Below are 18724 nucleotides of genomic sequence, written 5' to 3'. Positions count from 1 at the left end.
GTTTTCTCCCTTATGCGCGATCTGCCACACGTTCGCCGAGCAGGCCGGACGGACGGAACACGAGAACGATGATCAGCACCACGAACGCGAACACGTCCTGATAGTTACTGCCGAAAACCCCGCCGGTCAGGTTGCCGATGTAACCCGCGCCGAGCTGTTCGATCAGGCCGAGCAGCACGCCGCCGACCATCGCGCCGCCCAGATTGCCGATCCCGCCGAGCACCGCCGCCGTGAACGCCTTCAGGCCAGGAATGAAGCCCATGTAGAAGTGCGCGTTGCCATATTCGGAGGCAATCATCACGCCCGCCAGCGCCGCCAGCGCCGAGCCGATCATGAAGGTGGCCGAGATCACGAAGTTCGGGTTCACGCCCATCAGGCTCGCGACGCCGGGGTTCTCGGCGATCGCACGCATCGCGCGGCCGAGCCGGGTCTTGTGCACGAGGAGGAGCAGTCCCGCCATCACGAGGAACGCCACCACGATGATCACGATTTCAGTCATCGAGATGACCGCGCCCGGACGGGTTTCCGTCGCGGTGATCACGTTGATCGGATCGGTCGGCAGCAGTTGCGGGAACGGCAGCGGATTGCGGCCCCAGATCATCATGGCGAGCGTCTGAAGAAGAATCGACACGCCGATCGCGGTGATCAGCGGCGCGAGACGCGGTGCCTTACGCAGCGGCCGGTAGGCGACGCGCTCGATCGTATAGCCGACCACCGCGCAGACGACGGCCGCGACCAGCAGCGCAATCACGAGCATCAGCGACATCGGCAAGCCGGGGAAGTGGTTTTGCATCACGCCGATCGCCGACAACGCGACCATTGCCCCGACCATCAGCACGTCGCCGTGGGCGAAGTTGATGATGCCCAGAATGCCGTACACCATCGTGTAGCCCAACGCGATGATGGCGTAGACGCTGCCAAGCACCAGACCGTTGATGATCTGCTGGATGAAGATATCCATTAATAGCTCCTTAGCCGTGCGACCCGATGTTCGCTTTATCACCGGCCGATAAACCGATGGGAAGCGAAAAAAGAGAAAGCATTGCGCGTACTTGAGAAAAAAACCGGTAAGGGTCAATCGCCCCGATCTGTTTCCGCTGCCGGGTAAAGCGGCGGAACCTGACTGGAACGGATACGGAAACGGCGCCTTTCGATGTTCGGCACCATCAAAAACGTGGGCACCGCGCCATGCGCTCTCACGGCCTTACGACGTCGAGGACATTCTTCTTCTTGTCCTTGAAGTCGTACAGCGTGATTGCGCCGCCCTTCAAATCGCCCTTGTCGTCGAATGCGATGTGTCCCGTCAGACCGTTGTAATCGGTCGACGCGATCGCTGCGAGCACCTTGGGCGCTTCGATGGAATTGGCGCGCTTCATTGCGTCGACGATCACGTACACAGCGTCATACGTGAACGGCGCGTAACTCTGCACCGGCGTGTGGAAGCGGGCTTCGTACTTGCGTTCGAAATCCGCTCCGTTGTCCAGTTTCGAAAGTCCTGTTCCGACTTCCGAACAGACGAGGTTTCGCACCGCGTCGCCCGCGAGCTCCACCACCTGGCCGGTACACACCCCGTCACCGGCCAGGTATCTTGCTTTGATGCCGAGTGCCGCCGCTTCCTTGAAGAACGGGCCGCCCGTCGCGTCCATGCCGCCGTACATCACGACGTCCGGCTGGATGCGTTTGATCTTGGTGAGAATGGCCTTGTAGTTCCGGACCTTCTCGCTGGTCGCCTCGCGGGCGGCGATCGTGCCGCCGCCTGCTTGTACTGATTTTGTGAATTCGTCCGCAAGGCCCCGGCCATATGCGCTCGCGTCGTCCACGACCACGAACTTGTGCGCGTGGAGCGTGTTCTTCGCGTAGTCCGCGAGGACGGGGCCTTGCTGTGCATCCGTTGCGACGACGCGGAACGTCGTCTTGAAACCTTGCTGCGTGAACTGCGGGTTGGTGGTCGAGGGCGAGATCTGCGCCACGTTCGCGTCGCTGTAGATCTTCGCCGCCGGAATCGACACACCGGAATTCAGATGACCGATGACCGCCACCACGTGATCGTCCACCAGTCGCTGCGCCGCTTCGCTTCCTGTTTTCGCGTCCGCGCCGTCGTCCTGCGAGTCGAGTTCGAGGTGGATCGCGTGGCCGTCGATAGTCAGACCCTGTGCGCTGATTTCCTCGATCGCGAGCCGCGCGCCGTTCTCGTTATCCTGCCCGAGATGCGCGAGCGTGCCGGTAAGCGGCGCCGCGTGCCCGATCTTCACCACGATCGCATCGCTTGCCGGGGCCGGCGCTGCCGGATTTGCCGCTGCACTCGCCACAGTCGCCGCGCTCGCCGAACTTGCTGCCCCGCCCGCCTCGCCGTCGCTCTTCTTGCTGCATGCGGCCATCATTGCAACCGCAGCCGCGAGGGTCACGGCACAAGCAAACTTGACTCGCATTAAGTAGGTCTCCCGCGGCTTAAAAACCAATGTTTCAAGCCCCTTCCGGCTTAGAACGCGCGCATTGTAACTCTATTTATGGGATGGGCAATATTGTTGTGCGACAGGGGTTTTCCAGCATTGCAACCCACTTTAAGCGGCTTTTTTCGCACAATGGCGCAACCGGGTTGCGATCCGAAGTTGTGCAGCAGTTGCACCATAACCGCAATCGTATCGATCAAGCGAATTGTAAGGATTCTGTATCGCGTAGCAGCACAAGGGATTACCCGTAGAAACCTGACCGCTTGCGCAATATCGACAATGCACCATGAATGTGCGCCCCGCATTGAAAAGAGCGCGCCTGAAACCCGGTGACGCATAAAAAAAGCGTCCCAGTGGGACGCTTTTTTTCGATGCCGGGTTCTAAATTATTCCGGCAGCGTGAGACCGCGTGGCAGCGGAAACGAAATCGTCTCTTCGATTCCCTCAAGCGGGCGCACGTTGCGCACGCCCAGTTCGCGCAGCCGCGCGATCACCGCTTGCGCGAGCACTTCCGGCGCGGACGCACCGGCAGTCACGCCGATCCGCTTCTTGCCCTCGACCCATTTCGGATCGATTTGAGTGGGCGAATCCACCATATAGGCGGGGATGCCGCGCTTCTCGGCCACTTCGCGCAGACGGCTCGAATTCGAACTGTTCGGGCTGCCCACCACGATCACCACGTCGCATTGCGGCGCGAGGAACTTGACCGCGTCCTGCCGGTTTTGCGTCGCGTAGCAGATGTCCTGCTTCTTCGGCTCCTTGACTGCCGGGTATTTCGTCTTCAGCGCGTCGATGATCGCCGAGGCGTCGTCCACCGAAAGCGTGGTCTGCGTGACGTAAGCGATGCGCGCCGGATCCGGCAGCGCGAGCGCCTGCACGTCCGCGATGTCTTCCACGAGATGCATGCCTTCGCCGGTCTGCCCCATCGTGCCTTCCACTTCAGGATGTCCCTTGTGGCCGATCATCACGATATCGAAGCCTTCCTGGCGCATCTTCGCGACTTCCATGTGCACTTTGGTGACAAGCGGACAGGTCGCGTCGAACACGCGCAGGCCGCGCGTGCCGGCTTCGTTGCGCACGGCCTTTGACACACCGTGGGCACTGAAAATCAGCGTGCTGCCTTCCGGCACATCCGCCAGATCTTCGACGAAAATCGCGCCTTTCATGCGCAGATCCTCGACGACATAGGCGTTATGGACGATTTCGTGGCGCACGTAGATAGGCGCGCCGAACAGTTTGATCGCGCGCTCGACGATCTCGATCGCCCGATCGACGCCCGCGCAGAAGCCGCGAGGCTGCGCGAGCAGGATTTCGACGTCGGTGAGGGTGTCTGGGGTGCTCATGGCTACAGAATTCCGATGATTTTCACTTCGAATGCGAGCGGCTGCCCTGCAAGCGGGTGGTTGAAATCGAACAGCGCCGACGTTTCGCCGACTTCCTTCAGCACGCCAGCGTAGCGACCGCCGCCGGGCGCATTGAATTCCACGAGATCGCCCGGGGAAAAATTCTCGCCGATCATGCTGTTTTCACGCAGCGTCGCGAGCGACACGCGCTGGATCATGTCCGGGTTACGCGGACCGAACGCCTGCTCCGGCGTTAGCTGAAAGGTCGAATGGTGGCCGACCTTCAATCCCAGCAGAATGTCTTCCAGCGGAGGCGCGAGTTGACCCGCGCCGAGCAGCAGCGTGGCGGGTTTGTCGGTGAAGGTGTTGACGATGTCGGCGCCGCCGGCGAGCGCCAGCCGGTAATGAAGCGTGACATGCGAGCCGGGTTTGATCTCGGAAATATCAATGATGCTCATGAGTATGGAATCTGACCGTTCATTCGAAAGCCGATGCATGTTGAAACTAGACGTCTGCATCGAGGGCGCCGCGCGCCAAACCGCCATTGTAAGCCACAGTTGATGACATTCACTGAGGCCAGTCACACCGCCGCGAGCGGCGCAACAGCAATTCGTACTATATAGAAGGCGTCGCGCGGGCGGCGCCCAAGGAACTGTCAATGAACGCCAACCTGCAACTCGTCCTGCCCGGTCCGACGCCCGGCGCGGTCATGCCGATCAGCGAATGGCTCGCGCGCGAGCGGCCTCGCGAGCGTTTGCTGGAAACGGGCGCGGCGTCGCTTTCCGACGCCGAACTATTCGCGCTCTTCCTCCACGCGGGCGTGCCCGGCGCGACAGCCGTCGATCTCGCGCGCGACCTTCTGCGGCACTTCGGCACATTGCGGGGCGTGCTCGATGCCTCGGCGTCCGAACTGCGGGCGTTGCGCGGGATCGGCCCGGCGCGGGCGGCGCAATTGCTGGCGGTGTCGGAACTGTGCCGGCGCGCGCTCGCCGAGAAAGCCCGGTCTCGCGCGTTGCTCGACTCGCCCGATGCCGTCGAGGATTATCTGCGGCTCCTGATCGGTACGCGGCCCAACGAGGTTTTCATGTGCCTCTACCTCGACGCAAGCAACCGGTTGATCTCCACAGAGGAATCAGCGCACGGTTCGATCACGCGCGTCGCGGTTTATCCGCGGGAAATCGTCCGGCGCGCGATGGCGCTGAACGCGGCGGGGTTGATCGTCGCGCACAATCATCCGTCGGGCGCGGTCACGCCGAGCCCGAGCGACCGCAGACTCACGCGCACGTTGAAGGACGCGCTCGCGTTGATCGACGTGCAACTACTCGATCACCTCGTGATCACGTCGAATGAGGTATGCTCCTTCGCTCGCAAAGGTTTGCTGTGACATCTGCGCCTCGGGCACGGCGCTCATAAGTAGCACGCCAAAGCCTCCCAAACATGGGTAATTCCGCCCTCGGCAAAGGTCCGCGGCTCAAGAACAAGACCAAAAAGGGCTTGATATTGCAGACTTTTTGCTGCTAGAATCGCGGTTTGCTTCTTTCAACCAACCTGTTCCGAGCGTACGCGGTCTCTGCTAGTTTCACCTGAAGAGATCAACCCAGAGGGTGCAAAACCCGAAGGTGTCAAAGGCGTTCGAACTCAGAATTTAAGCGTATTAGGAGTGCTCTCATGGCACGCGTATGCCAAGTAACTGGGAAAGCGCCGATGAGCGGCAACAACGTTTCCCACGCGAACAACCGTACCAAGCGTCGTTTTCTGCCGAACCTGCAGAACCGTCGTTTCTTTGTTGAAAGCGAAAACCGTTGGGTCCGTCTGCGCCTTTCGAACGCAGGCCTGCGCCTGATCGACAAGAACGGCATTGACTCCGTGCTCGCAGACCTGCGCGCACGCGGCGAAGTCTAAGGAGTACGGAAATGGCCAAGGGCGCACGCGACAAGATCAAGTTGGAATCGACCGCAGGTACGGGTCACTTCTACACGACGACGAAGAACAAACGCAACATGCCGGAAAAGATGCTGATCAAGAAGTTCGATCCCGTCGTCCGCAAGCACGTTGACTACAAAGAAACCAAGATCAAATAAATCGGGTTTCTCTTGCTGAATACCAAAAAGCCTCGCATTCGCGAGGCTTTTTGTTTTGCGCCGCCTTTTCTCCACCCCGCCCCGCTCTCCTTAGCTCCACTCCAGCGCCTCTCATTTCCCTTCTTCCGTATCGCCCGAACTGTCCGCGGGTCGCCTCGCACGGTATGCTTGCCGGCTAGCGTCGCTCGCGCGGCACATACAAGAAACTGGACGGAGATGCGGCAGGATGAATTTCGATGTGGCAATCATTGGGAGCGGTCTGGCAGGCTTGAGTGTCGCGCTGAATCTGGCCGAAACGCGGCGCGTCGCGATCGTGGCGAAACGCACGGTGAGCGACGGCGCGAGCGACTGGGCGCAAGGCGGCATCGCGGCGGTGCTCGACTCGACCGACAGCATCCAGAACCATGTCGACGACACACTGATCGCCGGCGGCGGCCTGTGCGACGAAGCGGCCACACGCTTTATCGTCGAGAACGGGCGGGCGGCGATCGAATGGCTGATTAAAGAAGGCGTGCCCTTCACGCGCGATCTCTCGGCAGAACTCGGCTTTCATCTGACGCGCGAAGGCGGCCATAGCCACCGGCGCATCATCCACGCTGCCGATGCCACCGGCCACGCCGTCGTCAGCACGCTCAACGAGCGCGTGCGCAATCATCCGAACATTACCGTTCTCGAAGATCACTACGCGATTGATCTCATCACCTCCGACCGTCTCGGCTTGCCCGGACACCGCTGCCACGGACTCTACGCGCTCGACCTGCAAAACGGCCGGACGGTCACGATCGAAGCGCCGCACACCGTGCTCGCGACCGGCGGCGCAGGGAAGGTCTATTTGTACACGACGAATCCCGATACGGCGACGGGCGACGGCATCGCGATGGCCTGGCGCGCCGGCTGCCGCGTGTCGAACATGGAATTCATCCAGTTCCACCCGACCTGCCTCTTCCATCCGTACGCGAAGTCGTTTCTGATCTCCGAAGCCGTGCGCGGCGAAGGCGGCATTCTGCGTCTGCCCGACGGCACGCGCTTCATGCCCGCGCACGATGAACGCGCCGAACTCGCGCCACGCGATATCGTGGCGCGCGCGATCGACTTCGAGATGAAAAAACGCGGGATCGACTGCGTCTATCTCGATATTACCCATCAGCCCGAAGCGTTCCTGCAAGAACACTTCCCGACGATTCTGGCGCGCTGCCGCGAATTCGGCATCGACATCGCCACGCAGCCCATTCCTGTCGTGCCCGCCGCGCACTACACCTGCGGTGGCGTGGTGACGGATCTCGCCGGGCGCACCGATCGCGAAGGGCTCTACGCGGTCGGCGAAACCTCGTGCACCGGTCTGCACGGCGCGAACCGGCTCGCGAGCAATTCGCTGCTGGAATGTCTGGTGATCGGCCGCGCGGCCGCGCAAGCGATCGAAGCGGCCGGATTTTCCACCGCCGGTCACGCGCCGCTGCCGGACTGGGACGAAAGCCGCGTCTCCGATCCCGACGAGGAAGTAGTCGTCGCGCATAACTGGGACGAGTTGCGGCGGCTCATGTGGAATTACGTCGGCATCGTGCGCACGGACAAGCGCCTCGCGCGCGCGCAACACCGGCTCGCGCTGCTGCGCGACGAAATCCATGAGTATTACGCGAATTTCAAAGTGAGCCGGGATCTGCTGGAGCTGCGAAATCTCGTCGATGTCGCTTCGTTGATCGTGGAAAGCGCGTGTTCGCGGCGCGAAAGCCGCGGGCTGCATTTCAGCCGCGACTGGCCGGACACGCTGCCGAAAGCACTGCCGACCGTGCTCACGCCGCGCGTCGCCCGGCGGCGCACGGTCTGAGCGCTTTCGCCTAGATCAGCCGCATCGAAAAATCGGTGGCGCGCACGTCTTTCGTGAGCGCGCCGATCGAAATACGATCGACGCCCGTTTCTGCAATCGTCCGGACCGTTTCGAAATTGACGCCACCCGATACTTCGAGCACCGCGCGGCCGGCCGTTAGCCGCACGGCGTCGCGCATGGCGTCGAAGGTGAAATTGTCGAGCAGAACCGATTCGGCGCGATGCGCGAGCGCCGTTTCCAGTTGCTCGAGCGTTTCGACTTCAATCTGGATCGGCACGCCGGCGTTCAGCGCAAACGCGGCGTCCATTGCCGCGCCGACGCCGCCCGCCGCGGCGATGTGATTTTCCTTGATCAGGATGCCGTCGTAGAGTGCGAGCCGCTGGTTCGCGCCGCCGCCGACGCGCACCGCGTATTTTTGCGCGAGGCGAAGGCCAGGCAAGGTTTTCCGGTGTCGAGAATACGCGCGCGCGTGCCTTCGATTGCATCGACATAGCGCCGCGTCGCGCTCGCCACGCCCGACAGCAACTGCAGGAAGTTGAGGCCGTTGCGCTCGGCGCTCAAAAGCGCGCGCGCCGGGCCGTGCAGCAACACGACGGGCGTGTCGGCCGACATGCGATCGCCATCGCGATATTTCCAATCCACCTCAATCGACGGATCGACGCGACGCATGACTTCGTCGAACCACGGCGTGCCGCACAGCACCGCGTCCTCGCGCACCGTGATGCGCGCCGTGCGGTGTGCGTCCGCGGGCACCAGCAGTCCGGTTCGATCGCCATCGCCGATGTCCTCGGCCAGCGCATCGGTCACATTCCGCGCAAGCGCCAAGTCGAGCGCCGCGCCGTATTGCGTGCGAATTTGGTCGAAAAGCGTCGACGTCATCAGGCGGCTCCGACGTTGGCGAACAGCGCGACGTCGCGCGCCAGGTCGCCGCTCGCTTGCACGCGTTTCTTGTGCTCGGCGGCGAACGCCAGCATCCGGTCGATCGGTAAGCGCGCCCGCGCGCCGATCGCGGCATCCACGAAGATTTCGTTATGACCGCGTTTGAGCACGTCCGCGAGGTTGTCGAGACCGTTCATCGCCATCCACGGACAATGCGCGCAGCTCTTGCAGCTCGCGCTGTTGCCGGCGGTGGGCGCTTCAATGAACGTCTTGCCCGGCGCGGCGAGCCGCATCTTGTGCAGAATGCCCAGATCGGTCGCGACGATAAACGTGCTCGCGTCGAGCCGCACTGCCGCGTCGATTAGTTGCGTGGTCGAGCCGACGACGTCGGCCAGCGCCACTACGGCCTCGGGCGATTCCGGATGCACGAGAACCCTCGCGTCCGGATATTGCGCGCGCAGCAAGTCGAGTTCGATCCCCTTGAATTCGTCATGGACGAGGCACGAGCCCTGCCAGAGCAGCATGTCGGCGCCGGTCTTTTTCTGAATGTACCCGCCCAGATGCCGGTCCGGCGCCCAGAGGATTTTCTCGCCGCGCGCGTGGAGATCGGCGACGATTTCGAGCCCGATCGACGATGTGACCATCCAGTCCGCGCGCGCCTTCACCGCCGCGCTGGTGTTGGCGTACACGACCACGGTGCGATCCGGATGGGCGTCGCAAAACGCCGAAAATTCATCCGCCGGACAGCCGAGATCCAGCGAGCATGTCGCGTCGAGATCGGGCATCAGTACGCGCTTTTCCGGGCTGAGAATCTTCGCCGTCTCGCCCATGAACCGGACGCCCGCGACCACCAAGGTTTGCGCCGCATGATCGCGGCCGAAGCGCGCCATTTCCAGCGAATCCGCGACACAGCCGCCGGTTTCGTCGGCGAGTTCCTGCAACTCGGCATCGACGTAGTAATGCGCGACCAGCACGGCTTTTTCGAGCTTCAGCAACGCGCGAATCTCGTCCTTCAATTCCCGCCGACGCGCCGCCGACGGCGCATCCGCGACTTTCGCCCACGCTTGTCCGACGCCACATGTCAGGCCTTGCGGCTTGTCGTATTCGACACTCTTGATGATGGTTTCCATGTCCCCTGTCTCCCGCAACGGCCGCATCCGTACCGATTTTCTGGCGTCGAAAAAACAAAAACCCCGCCAGAGCGGGGTCTTGTGACGTCACGAAATTTTAACGGATATCGCGACTGGGTGTCATGGCTCGCGGGTCAGGCGTAGCGGCGCAGCCGTATCGCAAAATCCTGCAGCGCCTTGATGCCGCTTTGTTCAGCGCGATGGCACCAATCCTGCAATTGCGCGAGCAGTTGTTCGCGCGACGCATTCGAGCGGTCCCACATCGCCGAAAGATCCTTGCGCAGTTCGATATACGTGCGCAGTTTCTGGTTGTCCGAGAAAATTTCCGGCAGTTGCAGACGCTGCGGCTCGTTCAGACCCGCTTCTTCCTTGTGGAACCATTTGCGCGCGCCGTGCATCAACTGGTACTTCTCGCGTGCGCCGGCTTCCTTCAACTTCGACAATTCCTGGCGATACGCGCGCTTGAGCGCCTTGCCGTAACGCGCCATCACTTCGTAGCGATTCGACAGCACGGCTTGCAGCGTGTCGTTGTCGAGCACCGGCTTCGAGGCCGACAGACGCGGCGTCGGCGCGATCTTCTTCACCGTGGCGAGCTTGAATGCCGACAGGATGCGGATATACATCCAGCCGATATCGAATTCGTACCACTTGTTCGACAGCTTCGCGGACGTCGCATACGTGTGGTGATTGTTGTGCAGTTCTTCGCCGCCGATGATGATGCCGAGCGGGAAGATGTTCGTGCTGGCGTCGCTGGAGTTGAAGTTGCGATAACCCCACCAGTGCGCGAGACCGTTGACCACACCGGCCGCCCAGAACGGGATCCAGATCATCTGCACGGCCCAGACCGACAGACCGACAATGCCGAACAGCGCAACGTCGATCACCATCATGATGCTGATGCCGAGAATCGGGTAACGCGTGTAGACGTTGCGTTCCATCCAATCGTTCGGCGTACCGTGACTGAACTTGCGCATCGTTTCTTCGTTTTTGGCTTCCGTGCGATACAGTTCCGCGCCTTCGAGCAGCACCTTCCAGATGCCGCGCGTCTGCGGGCTGTGCGGATCTTCTTCCGTTTCGCACTTGGCGTGGTGCTTACGGTGGATTGCGGCCCACTGGCCGGTCAGCATGCCCGTGGTCATCCACAGCCAGAGACGGAAGAAGTGGCTGACGGCCGGATGCAGCTCCAGCGCGCGGTGCGCCTGGCAGCGGTGCAGGTAGACGGTCACGCCGATGATCGTGATGTGGGTCATCACGGCCGTGAAAAGCAAGATCTGCCACCAGGAAAAGTCGAGCAATCCGTTGGCGAGAAATTCGAGCGAAGAATTCAGCAAGGCAATTTCCTGTTGAGGCGGAAAAAATGGCCGGTCGAAAAAGAGCTTCGGCGACTGTTGGGCGCATGAAAGAAAACACGCACAAGTTCGACGGCATTCTACTTCAAGCGTTCCAAGTCTTTGTGCCAAATGAGAAATTTTTTGATTAGGGTCGGGTTTGGCAAACCCCATGCAGCAAAATTTGCCAAAAAATCCTTTTGATCGAAAGGATTTAGAGCCACTAACCACTCATTGTTTTAGGCGCTAACTTAGTTAGCCGTACCGTCGGTACGCGTTACCACGTCGATCGGGTGCGTTACGCCACCGACAATCCTTATCTCGCGTTGCGCGTGGGGAATTTCAATACCGTGCTGAGAATAAAGCCGCCAGATATTGCGGTTGACCTGCGATTTCACGCCGCCCGTGCCCTTCGCGGCTTCGTCGATCCAGAAACTCAACTCCAGATTGACGCCGTCCGCGCCGAAACTGGCGAGCAGCGCTGCGGGCGCCGGATCGGCCAGCACGCGATCGACATCGCGCGCCGCCTCGACCAGCAGGCTCATCGCGTGCTCGACGTCCGAACGGTAACTCACCTGCACGGCCACCTTTGCGTTGCCGCGCGTCAGATATGACGAATGGTTCTGAACGACATCGGTGATGAGTTTTTCGTTCGGAATCAGCGTTTCGATGCCGTCAAGCCCGCGCACGACCGTGTAACGCGTGCGGATCTGCGTGACGGTGCCTTGCGAGCCGCCGACGTTGATCATGTCGCCGAGCCTGAGCGACCGGTCGAGCAAAATGATGAAACCCGACACGTAATTGCTCGCGATCTTCTGCAAGCCGAAACCCAGCCCGACGCCCAGCGCGCCACCGAACACGCCGAGCACCGTCACGTCGATCCCGACGATCGACAGGCTGATCAGCACCGCCGCCAGGATCATCAGCGCGCGGCCGACGCGCGCGAGCACGACCTTGAGATTCGCGTCGAGCGTGCGCGCGCGCATCAGACGGTCTTCGAGCGACGCGCCGGCCCACATCGCCACGATCAGGGTGATGCAGACCCACAGCACGCCGGTCGCGAGCGACAGCAGCGTCATGTGCGCGTTGGCGAAATTGAAACGCACGCTCGCCATCCAGTGCACGACGTCGTCCTGAATGCCCATCACGGTGAGCAGCATCGCGACCCAGACGAGCGTCGTCACGACTTTCTCGAACAGGAAAAGGAGGCCGTGATCGCGGCCGTCGCGGCTGAAAACGCGCCGTGCAACGTAAAACATCATGTAGATGACGGTGATGCCGCAGAGCGGCACCAGCGCGAGCCGCAGCAGCGCGGTGTGCATGAACTGCGACATCGTAAGCTGGGCGATCGACACGAGAGCCGTGCCGAGCAGCGGGAACAGCGCCTTGTTGAGACTTTCCGCGCCGAAGCGCAGCGCCTCGAAACGCGACTGGCGACGCGCGTCGAGCCGACCGCGCAGCAAACGCGCGAGCCACCACGCGAGCACCAGCGAACCGATCAGCGCGATCGATTGCCAGATCATCGCGGGCTCGCCGAAATCCCGGACGAGCCCGCCCAGCATGTGCGAGAAAAGGCGGTTCTGCACGCTGTCCATGCCGCTTGTCACTCGGGCGTGGCTTCCGGCGAAGCTTGCGGGGCGTCTGCTTCCTTGGCTTCCCTGGCTTCCTTCGCCTCTTCAACTTCAGCGGCTTCCTCAGCTTCCGCGGCAGGCTTCGCCGGCGCGGCCACGCGCGTCATCACGGCGGCGAAGAAGCCGTCCGTGCCGTGCTTGTGCGGCCACAGCGACAAATAATCGCCGGTGTCGAGGTCGATACGCTGGTCGGCGAGCACCTCGCGCGCCGGGATCAGCTTGAAGTTCGGATGCGCCGCCAGGAACTGCGTGACGACGTTCTCGTTTTCCGCTTCCAGCATGCTGCAGGTCGCGTAGACGAGCCGCCCGCCGACCTTCACGAGGCGCGCCGCGCTCGTGAGAATCGACAATTGCTTCGGCGCCAGTTCGGCGACGGAATCCGGCGACTGGCGCCATTTCAGGTCGGGATTGCGCCGCAGCGTGCCGAGACCGGAACACGGTGCATCGACCAGCACGCGGTCGATCTTGCCCGCGAGCCGCTTGATCTTGGCGTCGTGTTCGCTGTCGATCAGCACCGGATTCACGTTCGACAAACCGCTGCGCGCCAGGCGCGGCTTGAGTTTGGCGAGCCGGCGGTCGGACACGTCGAAGGCGTAGAGACGGCCCGACGAGCGCATCATCGCGCCGAGCGCCAGCGTCTTGCCGCCCGCGCCCGCGCAGAAATCGACGATCATCTCGCCGCGCTTCGGCGCGACCAGCGAGCAGAGCAACTGGCTGCCTTCGTCCTGCACCTCGATCCAGCCGTCCTGGAACGGCTGCAGGCGCGTGAGCGCGGGCTTGCCGTCTACCCGCACGCCGAACGGCGCGAACGGCATCTCGCCCGCTTCGATCCCGGCTTCGGTCAGAAAGTTGATGACATTTTCACGCGTCGCCTTGATCGGATTGACGCGCAGGTCGAGCGGCGCCGGGTAATTCAGCGCGGCGGCGAGGCGCGCGAGTTCCTCGGCGTCGAAACGCTTCGCCATCGCCTCGTAGATCCACTGCGGCAAATTCGTGCGCACGCGCACCGAAAGGCTCGCCGGATCGATTTTCGATACCTGGTTGAGCCATTGGTATTCGTCGGCGGAAACGAACGGCTTGACCGCCGACAAACCCGCCGTCTGCATCAGCCCGAGCAGCGCGAGACGCCGCGCCTGGTTGCCGCTGCCGCTTTCCGCGAGATGCGAAAACTCCATTTTCCGGCGCAGCACGGCGAAAACGGCTTCCGCGATCACGCCGCGTTCGTTGTGGCCGAGCTTCGGATGCGCGCGGAAGAAGCGGCTGGTGGCGGCATCGGCCGGGCCGCTAAAACGCAGCACGTCCGCCAGCAGTGTCTCGGTTTGTCCAATCAAAAATCCATGCAGCCTCATACGCCCTCCCCGGCAATATCAGCAAAGAGCCATTGCGGCTCCGGTGGCGTGAGCACGACGCGCTCGCCTTCCAGGCTCAAACGCCCTTCGACGAACCAGCGCACCGCGCGTGGGTAAATTACATGTTCGACGGCAAGCACACGCGTGCTGAGCGCCGCCGCGTCGTCGCCGGGCAGCACCGGCACCGCGGTTTGCGCGGCGATCGGTCCGTGATCCAGCTTCGACGTGACAAAATGGACGCTCGCGCCGTGCACGCGCACGCCCGCGTCGAGCGCCTGTTGGTGAGTGCGCAGACCCGGAAAGCTGGGCAAAAGCGACGGATGCACGTTCATCATGCGTCCGGCGTAATGGTCGACGAAACCCGCCGTCAGCACGCGCATGAAGCCCGCGAGCACGACGAGCTCCGGTGCGAAACGGTCGATTTCGCGCGCGAGCGCGGCGTCGAACGCTTCGCGGCCATCGAATTGTCGATGATCGACGACCGCCGTGGCGATGCCGTTCGCCTGGGCAAAGCCCAGTCCGGCGGCATCGGGCCGGTTGGTGATGACAGCGGCGATTTCAGCCGGCCAGCCTTCGCGCGCGCACGCTCGCACAATGGCTTCCATGTTGCTTCCACGGCCTGAAATCAGGATGACGATTTTTTTCATCCGCGGATTTTAACATTCGACGCTGCGAAAACCGTGCCAAAAGCGCGGCCGGCCGCCGTGCATTCCTGTGAGCGTTTATAATCGAACGCTTTGCGGCAGAAGCCCAACCACCGACCAACCGCTATCGTGAGAGTCTTTCGCGGCCTACCCAACGCTGAAAGCCGTGCGCCCTGCGCGCTGACTATCGGCAATTTCGACGGTGTCCACCGCGGCCATCAGGCGCTGCTCGCCCGCGTGCGCGCGGCCGCCGACGCGCGCGGCCTGCCCGTGTGCGTGATGACGTTCGAGCCGCATCCGCGCGAATTCTTCAATCCGGCCGGCGCGCCGCCGCGCATCGCGATGCTGCGCGACAAGCTGGAAGCGCTGCGCACGAACGGCGTGGATCGCGTGGTGGTCGAACATTTCAACGCCACGTTCGCGAGCCAGTCGCCGGATACGTTCGTCGAAGACATTATCGTGAACGGATTGCACGCGCGCTGGGTGATGATCGGCGACGATTTCCGCTACGGCGCGAAACGCGCGGGCGATTTCGAGTCGCTGAAAGCCGCGGGCAAGCTGCACGGCTTCGAAGTCGAACAGATGGCGACCGTCGCGGATCCTAATGGCGCGCGCATTTCGTCTTCGTCGGTGCGCGCCTCGCTGGTGGCGGGCGATCTCGATTCCGCGCGCGTCGCGCTCGGCCGGCCGTATGTGATCAGCGGCCACGTCGTACACGGCCAGAAGCTCGGCCGCGATCTCGGCTTTCCCACGCTCAACATGCCGATCGCCCACAAGCGGCCGGCGCTCGCAGGTATTTTCGTCGTGCGCGTGCATGGTATCGGCCCTGAGCCACTGCCGGGCGTGGCGAGTCTCGGCCTGCGTCCGACGGTGGACGACTCGGGCCGCGTCCTGCTCGAAACTTTCCTGCTCGACTGGCATGGCGACGCCTACGGCAAGCTCGTGCGGGTCGAATTCCTGAAAAAGCTGCGCGACGAGGAAAAATACATCGACCTCGAAACGCTCACGGCCGCGATTGCCCGCGATGTCGCGAACGCCCGCGAATATTTCAACGCGGGCGGCCGGGAAACCGGTTTCGCCATCTCCGCGACCGATCGAATTAGGTGAGCGCGCGGCGCCGGACGACACAACCCGCGCGCCGCCCGCTCTCTCGCTATAAGCCGATCCACGGTCCGGCTCCCTGAAGCCCGGATCTCACAGCATTCATATCGAGTCATCCATGAGCAACAAGAAAGGCGACGCCAAGCCGCAGTCCAAATATCCGGTCAACCTGCTCGACACGCCGTTTCCGATGCGTGGCGACCTGCCCAAGCGCGAGCCGCAATGGGTCAAGGAATGGCAGGAGAACAAGATCTACGAAAAGATCCGCGCGGCGAGCGCGGGCCGCAAGAAGTTCATCCTGCACGACGGCCCGCCGTATGCGAACGGCGACATTCACCTCGGCCACGCGGTCAACAAGATCCTGAAGGACATGATCGTGAAGGCGCGCAATCTGGCGGGCTTCGACGCGGTCTATGTGCCGGGCTGGGATTGCCACGGCATGCCGATCGAAATCCAGATCGAAAAGCAGTTCGGCAAGTCGCTGCCGGCGCGCGAAGTCATGGAAAAGGCGCGCGCTTACGCGAGCGAGCAGATTGAAAAGCAGAAAGTGGGCTTTCGCCGCCTCGGCGTCCTCGGCGACTGGGACAATCCGTACAAGACGATGAACTTCGTCAACGAAGCGGGCGAAATTCGCGCGCTCGCGAAGATTCTCGAAAAGGGCTATGTGTATCGCGGGCTGAAGCCGGTGAACTGGTGCTTCGACTGCGGCTCGGCGCTGGCCGAGGCGGAAGTCGAATACAAGGACAAGATGGATCCGACCATCGACGTGCGTTTCGCCTTCGCCGAGCCGGAAAAGACCGCCGCCGCCTTCGGTCTCGCCGCGCTGCCGAAGGATGAAGGCGGCATCGTCATCTGGACCACCACGCCGTGGACGATTCCCGCCAATCAGGCGCTGAACGTGCATCCGGAAATCGTCTACAGCCTCGTCGATACGGACAATCGCGGCCTGTTGATTCTGGCGCAGGAACGTGTCGAGGAATGCCTGAAACAATACGGGCTGACCGGCACCGAAATCGCGACGACGACCGGCGAAAAGCTCGCCAACATCCGTTTCCATCATCCGCTTTCCGATGCACATCCGGGCTATCAGCGCACCGCGCCCGTCTATCTCGGCGACTACGTGACGACCGAAAGCGGCACCGGCATCGTCCATTCGTCGCCGGCATATGGCGTGGAAGATTTCGTTTCGTGCAAGGCGCACGGCATGACGGATTCCGACATCATCGGTCCGGTGATGGGCGACGGACGGTATATCGAATCGCTGCCGCTCTTCGGCGGGCTGTCGATCTGGGAAGCGAATCCGCAGATCATCGAGGCGTTGCGCGGCGCGCATTCGCTCCTCAAGACCGAGAAGTACACGCACAGCTACATGCATTGCTGGCGCCACAAGACGCCGATCATCTACCGCGCGACCTCGCAATGGTTCGCCGGCATGGATGTGAAGCCGAACGACAGCGCGAAGACGCTGCGCGAAACGGCGCTCGAAGGCATCGAGGCGACGGCGTTCTATCCGTCGTGGGGCAAGCAGCGGCTCTACAGCATGATCGCGAACCGGCCCGACTGGACGCTCTCGCGGCAACGCCAGTGGGGCGTGCCGATGGCGTTCTTCGTGCACAAGGAAACCGGCGAACTCCACCCGCGCACGCTCGAACTACTTGAGAAAGTGGCGAAGCGCGTCGAGGTGAGCGGGATCGAGGCGTGGCAGACGCTCGACGCGTCCGAACTGCTCGGCGACGAAGCCAACATGTACGAGAAGAATCGCGACACGCTCGACGTGTGGTTCGACTCGGGCACGACGCATTGGCACGTCCTGCGCGGCTCGCACAAGGACTCGCTGCAATTCCCGGCGGATCTTTATCTGGAAGGCTCGGACCAGCATCGCGGATGGTTCCATTCGTCGCTGCTGACGGCGTCCATGCTCGATGGCCGGCCGCCTTACGATGCCCTGCTCACGCACGGCTTCACGGTCGACGGCGAAGGCCGCAAGATGTCGAAATCGCTCGGTAACGGCGTCGATCCGCACGAAGTGTCGAACCGGCTGGGCGCGGAAATCATCCGCCTGTGGATTGCGTCGACCGATTATTCGGGCGAACTCGCGATTTCGGAAGAAATCCTGAAGCGCGTGACCGAGACGTATCGGCGCATCCGCAACACGCTGCGCTTCTTACTCGCGAACCTGTCCGATTTCGACTTCGAAAAAGACGCGCTGCCGCCGCAACAATGGCTCGAAATCGACCGTTACGCCGTCGCGCTCGCGCAGAATCTGCAGGACGACGTCCTCGCGCATTACGAGAAGTACGAGTTCCATCCGGTCGTCGCGAAGCTCGCGACGTTCTGCTCGGAAGATCTCGGCGGTTTCTACCTCGACGTGCTGAAGGACCGCCTCTACACGACCAAGCCCGGTTCGCGCGAACGCCGTGCCGCGCAGACCGTGCTGCATCATCTCGCGCACGGTTTGCTGCGCCTGATCGCGCCGTATCTGTCGTTCACGGCGGAAGAAGCGTACAAGGTGCTGAAACCGGGCCAGGAGACGATTTTCACCGAGGTTTATCACGCGTATCCGCAGATCGCCGAAGCGGGCGAATTGCTCGACCGCTGGACGCTCGTGCGTTCGGCGCGCAGCGACGTGACGAAGGCGCTGGAGGAAGCGCGCACGGCGAATTTGATCGGCTCGTCGTTGCAGGCGGAAGTCGCGGTGCGGGCGAGCGGCGCGCGTTACGACGCGCTTGCGAGTCTCGGCGACGACCTGAGCTTCGTGCTCATCACGTCTGCCGCGACGCTCGTGCGGGTGGAGAGCGAGGCGGACGAAGGCGTCGATGTGATCGGTTCGAAGTATTTGAAGTGCGAGCGTTGCTGGCACTATCGCGCGGACGTGGGCGCGAACGCCGAGCATCCGGGCCTGTGCGGCCGGTGTATTTCCAACCTTTTCGGCGCGGGTGAAACGCGCAACGCGGCTTAACGAA

At 62.3% G+C, this 18724-nt stretch carries 15 protein-coding genes and 1 pseudogene; 6 read left to right on the top strand and 10 right to left on the bottom strand.

Annotation, left to right across the window (positions count from 1 at the left end; all coding sequences use genetic code 11):
* Window positions 1–10: 10 nt before the first annotated feature.
* From AC3D25_RS04595 to AC3D25_RS04580, 4 genes are all read right to left on the bottom strand, one after another.
* Window positions 11–961 (bottom strand): branched-chain amino acid ABC transporter permease, encoded by a 951-nt coding sequence (locus tag AC3D25_RS04595; RefSeq protein ID WP_488887289.1) that lies wholly within the window; start codon window positions 959–961, stop codon window positions 11–13.
* A 235-nt stretch (window positions 962–1196) separates the two neighbouring features.
* A complete protein-coding gene (locus tag AC3D25_RS04590; RefSeq protein ID WP_488887288.1) occupies window positions 1197–2429 on the bottom strand; it encodes a branched-chain amino acid ABC transporter substrate-binding protein in 1233 nt (410 codons plus the stop codon).
* A 407-nt stretch (window positions 2430–2836) separates the two neighbouring features.
* On the bottom strand, window positions 2837–3793 hold the full coding sequence (gene ispH / locus AC3D25_RS04585) for a 4-hydroxy-3-methylbut-2-enyl diphosphate reductase (protein WP_488887287.1): 957 nt from the start codon (window positions 3791–3793) through the stop codon (window positions 2837–2839).
* A gap of 2 nt (window positions 3794–3795) precedes the next feature.
* On the bottom strand, window positions 3796–4251 hold the full coding sequence (locus AC3D25_RS04580) for an FKBP-type peptidyl-prolyl cis-trans isomerase (RefSeq protein WP_488887286.1): 456 nt from the start codon (window positions 4249–4251) through the stop codon (window positions 3796–3798).
* A 251-nt stretch (window positions 4252–4502) separates the two neighbouring features.
* On the opposite strand from AC3D25_RS04580, the gene radC reads away from it, so the two are divergent.
* From radC to nadB, 4 genes are all read left to right on the top strand, one after another.
* Window positions 4503–5177, top strand: coding sequence for a RadC family protein (gene radC / locus AC3D25_RS04575; RefSeq protein WP_488889595.1), 675 nt, complete (start codon window positions 4503–4505; stop codon window positions 5175–5177).
* Between the two features lie 284 nt (window positions 5178–5461).
* Window positions 5462–5695 carry a 50S ribosomal protein L28 gene (rpmB, locus tag AC3D25_RS04570; RefSeq protein ID WP_488887285.1) on the top strand — a complete coding sequence of 78 codons (234 nt, stop codon included), beginning with the start codon at window positions 5462–5464 and terminating at the stop codon, window positions 5693–5695.
* Between the two features lie 11 nt (window positions 5696–5706).
* A complete protein-coding gene (gene rpmG, locus AC3D25_RS04565; protein WP_006050116.1) occupies window positions 5707–5874 on the top strand; it encodes a 50S ribosomal protein L33 in 168 nt (55 codons plus the stop codon).
* A gap of 226 nt (window positions 5875–6100) precedes the next feature.
* Window positions 6101–7699: an L-aspartate oxidase gene (gene nadB / locus AC3D25_RS04560; RefSeq protein ID WP_488887284.1), complete on the top strand. Its 1599-nt coding sequence runs from the start codon at window positions 6101–6103 to the stop codon at window positions 7697–7699.
* A gap of 10 nt (window positions 7700–7709) precedes the next feature.
* Here nadB and nadC read toward each other — a convergent pair.
* From nadC to purN, 6 genes and pseudogenes are all read right to left on the bottom strand, one after another.
* Window positions 7710–8578: pseudogene (nadC, locus tag AC3D25_RS04555) on the bottom strand (carboxylating nicotinate-nucleotide diphosphorylase).
* On the bottom strand, window positions 8578–9708 hold the full coding sequence (gene nadA, locus AC3D25_RS04550; protein ID WP_488887283.1) for a quinolinate synthase NadA: 1131 nt from the start codon (window positions 9706–9708) through the stop codon (window positions 8578–8580). The pseudogene nadC and the gene nadA overlap by 1 nt, the downstream one beginning before the upstream one ends.
* Before the next feature lie 134 nt (window positions 9709–9842).
* Entirely contained in the window at window positions 9843–11039 is a 1197-nt protein-coding gene (locus tag AC3D25_RS04545) for a DesA family fatty acid desaturase (protein ID WP_488887282.1), read from the bottom strand.
* A 248-nt stretch (window positions 11040–11287) separates the two neighbouring features.
* Entirely contained in the window at window positions 11288–12622 is a 1335-nt protein-coding gene (locus AC3D25_RS04540; protein ID WP_488889594.1) for a mechanosensitive ion channel family protein, read from the bottom strand.
* 17 nt (window positions 12623–12639) lie between these two features.
* A complete protein-coding gene (locus tag AC3D25_RS04535; protein ID WP_488887281.1) occupies window positions 12640–14016 on the bottom strand; it encodes an RsmB/NOP family class I SAM-dependent RNA methyltransferase in 1377 nt (458 codons plus the stop codon).
* Window positions 14013–14663, bottom strand: coding sequence for a phosphoribosylglycinamide formyltransferase (purN, locus tag AC3D25_RS04530; protein WP_488887280.1), 651 nt, complete (start codon window positions 14661–14663; stop codon window positions 14013–14015). Before purN ends, AC3D25_RS04535 begins: the two co-directional genes overlap by 4 nt.
* 126 nt (window positions 14664–14789) lie before the next feature.
* Between purN and AC3D25_RS04525 the strand changes: the two genes are divergently transcribed.
* Together AC3D25_RS04525 and ileS are read left to right on the top strand one after the other, a co-directional pair.
* Window positions 14790–15767, top strand: a complete 978-nt coding sequence (locus AC3D25_RS04525) for a bifunctional riboflavin kinase/FAD synthetase (RefSeq protein ID WP_488887279.1) — start codon at window positions 14790–14792, stop codon at window positions 15765–15767.
* 112 nt (window positions 15768–15879) lie between these two features.
* Complete coding sequence (ileS, locus tag AC3D25_RS04520) at window positions 15880–18720, top strand: isoleucine--tRNA ligase (RefSeq protein WP_488887278.1); 2841 nt, start codon at window positions 15880–15882, stop codon at window positions 18718–18720.
* Window positions 18721–18724: the final 4 nt, after the last annotated feature.

The sequence above is a fragment of the Caballeronia sp. SL1002 genome, from assembly GCF_057814995.1.
The sequence above is the reverse complement of the archived record's forward strand: the minus strand, read 5'-3'. Positions and strand labels throughout refer to the sequence as shown.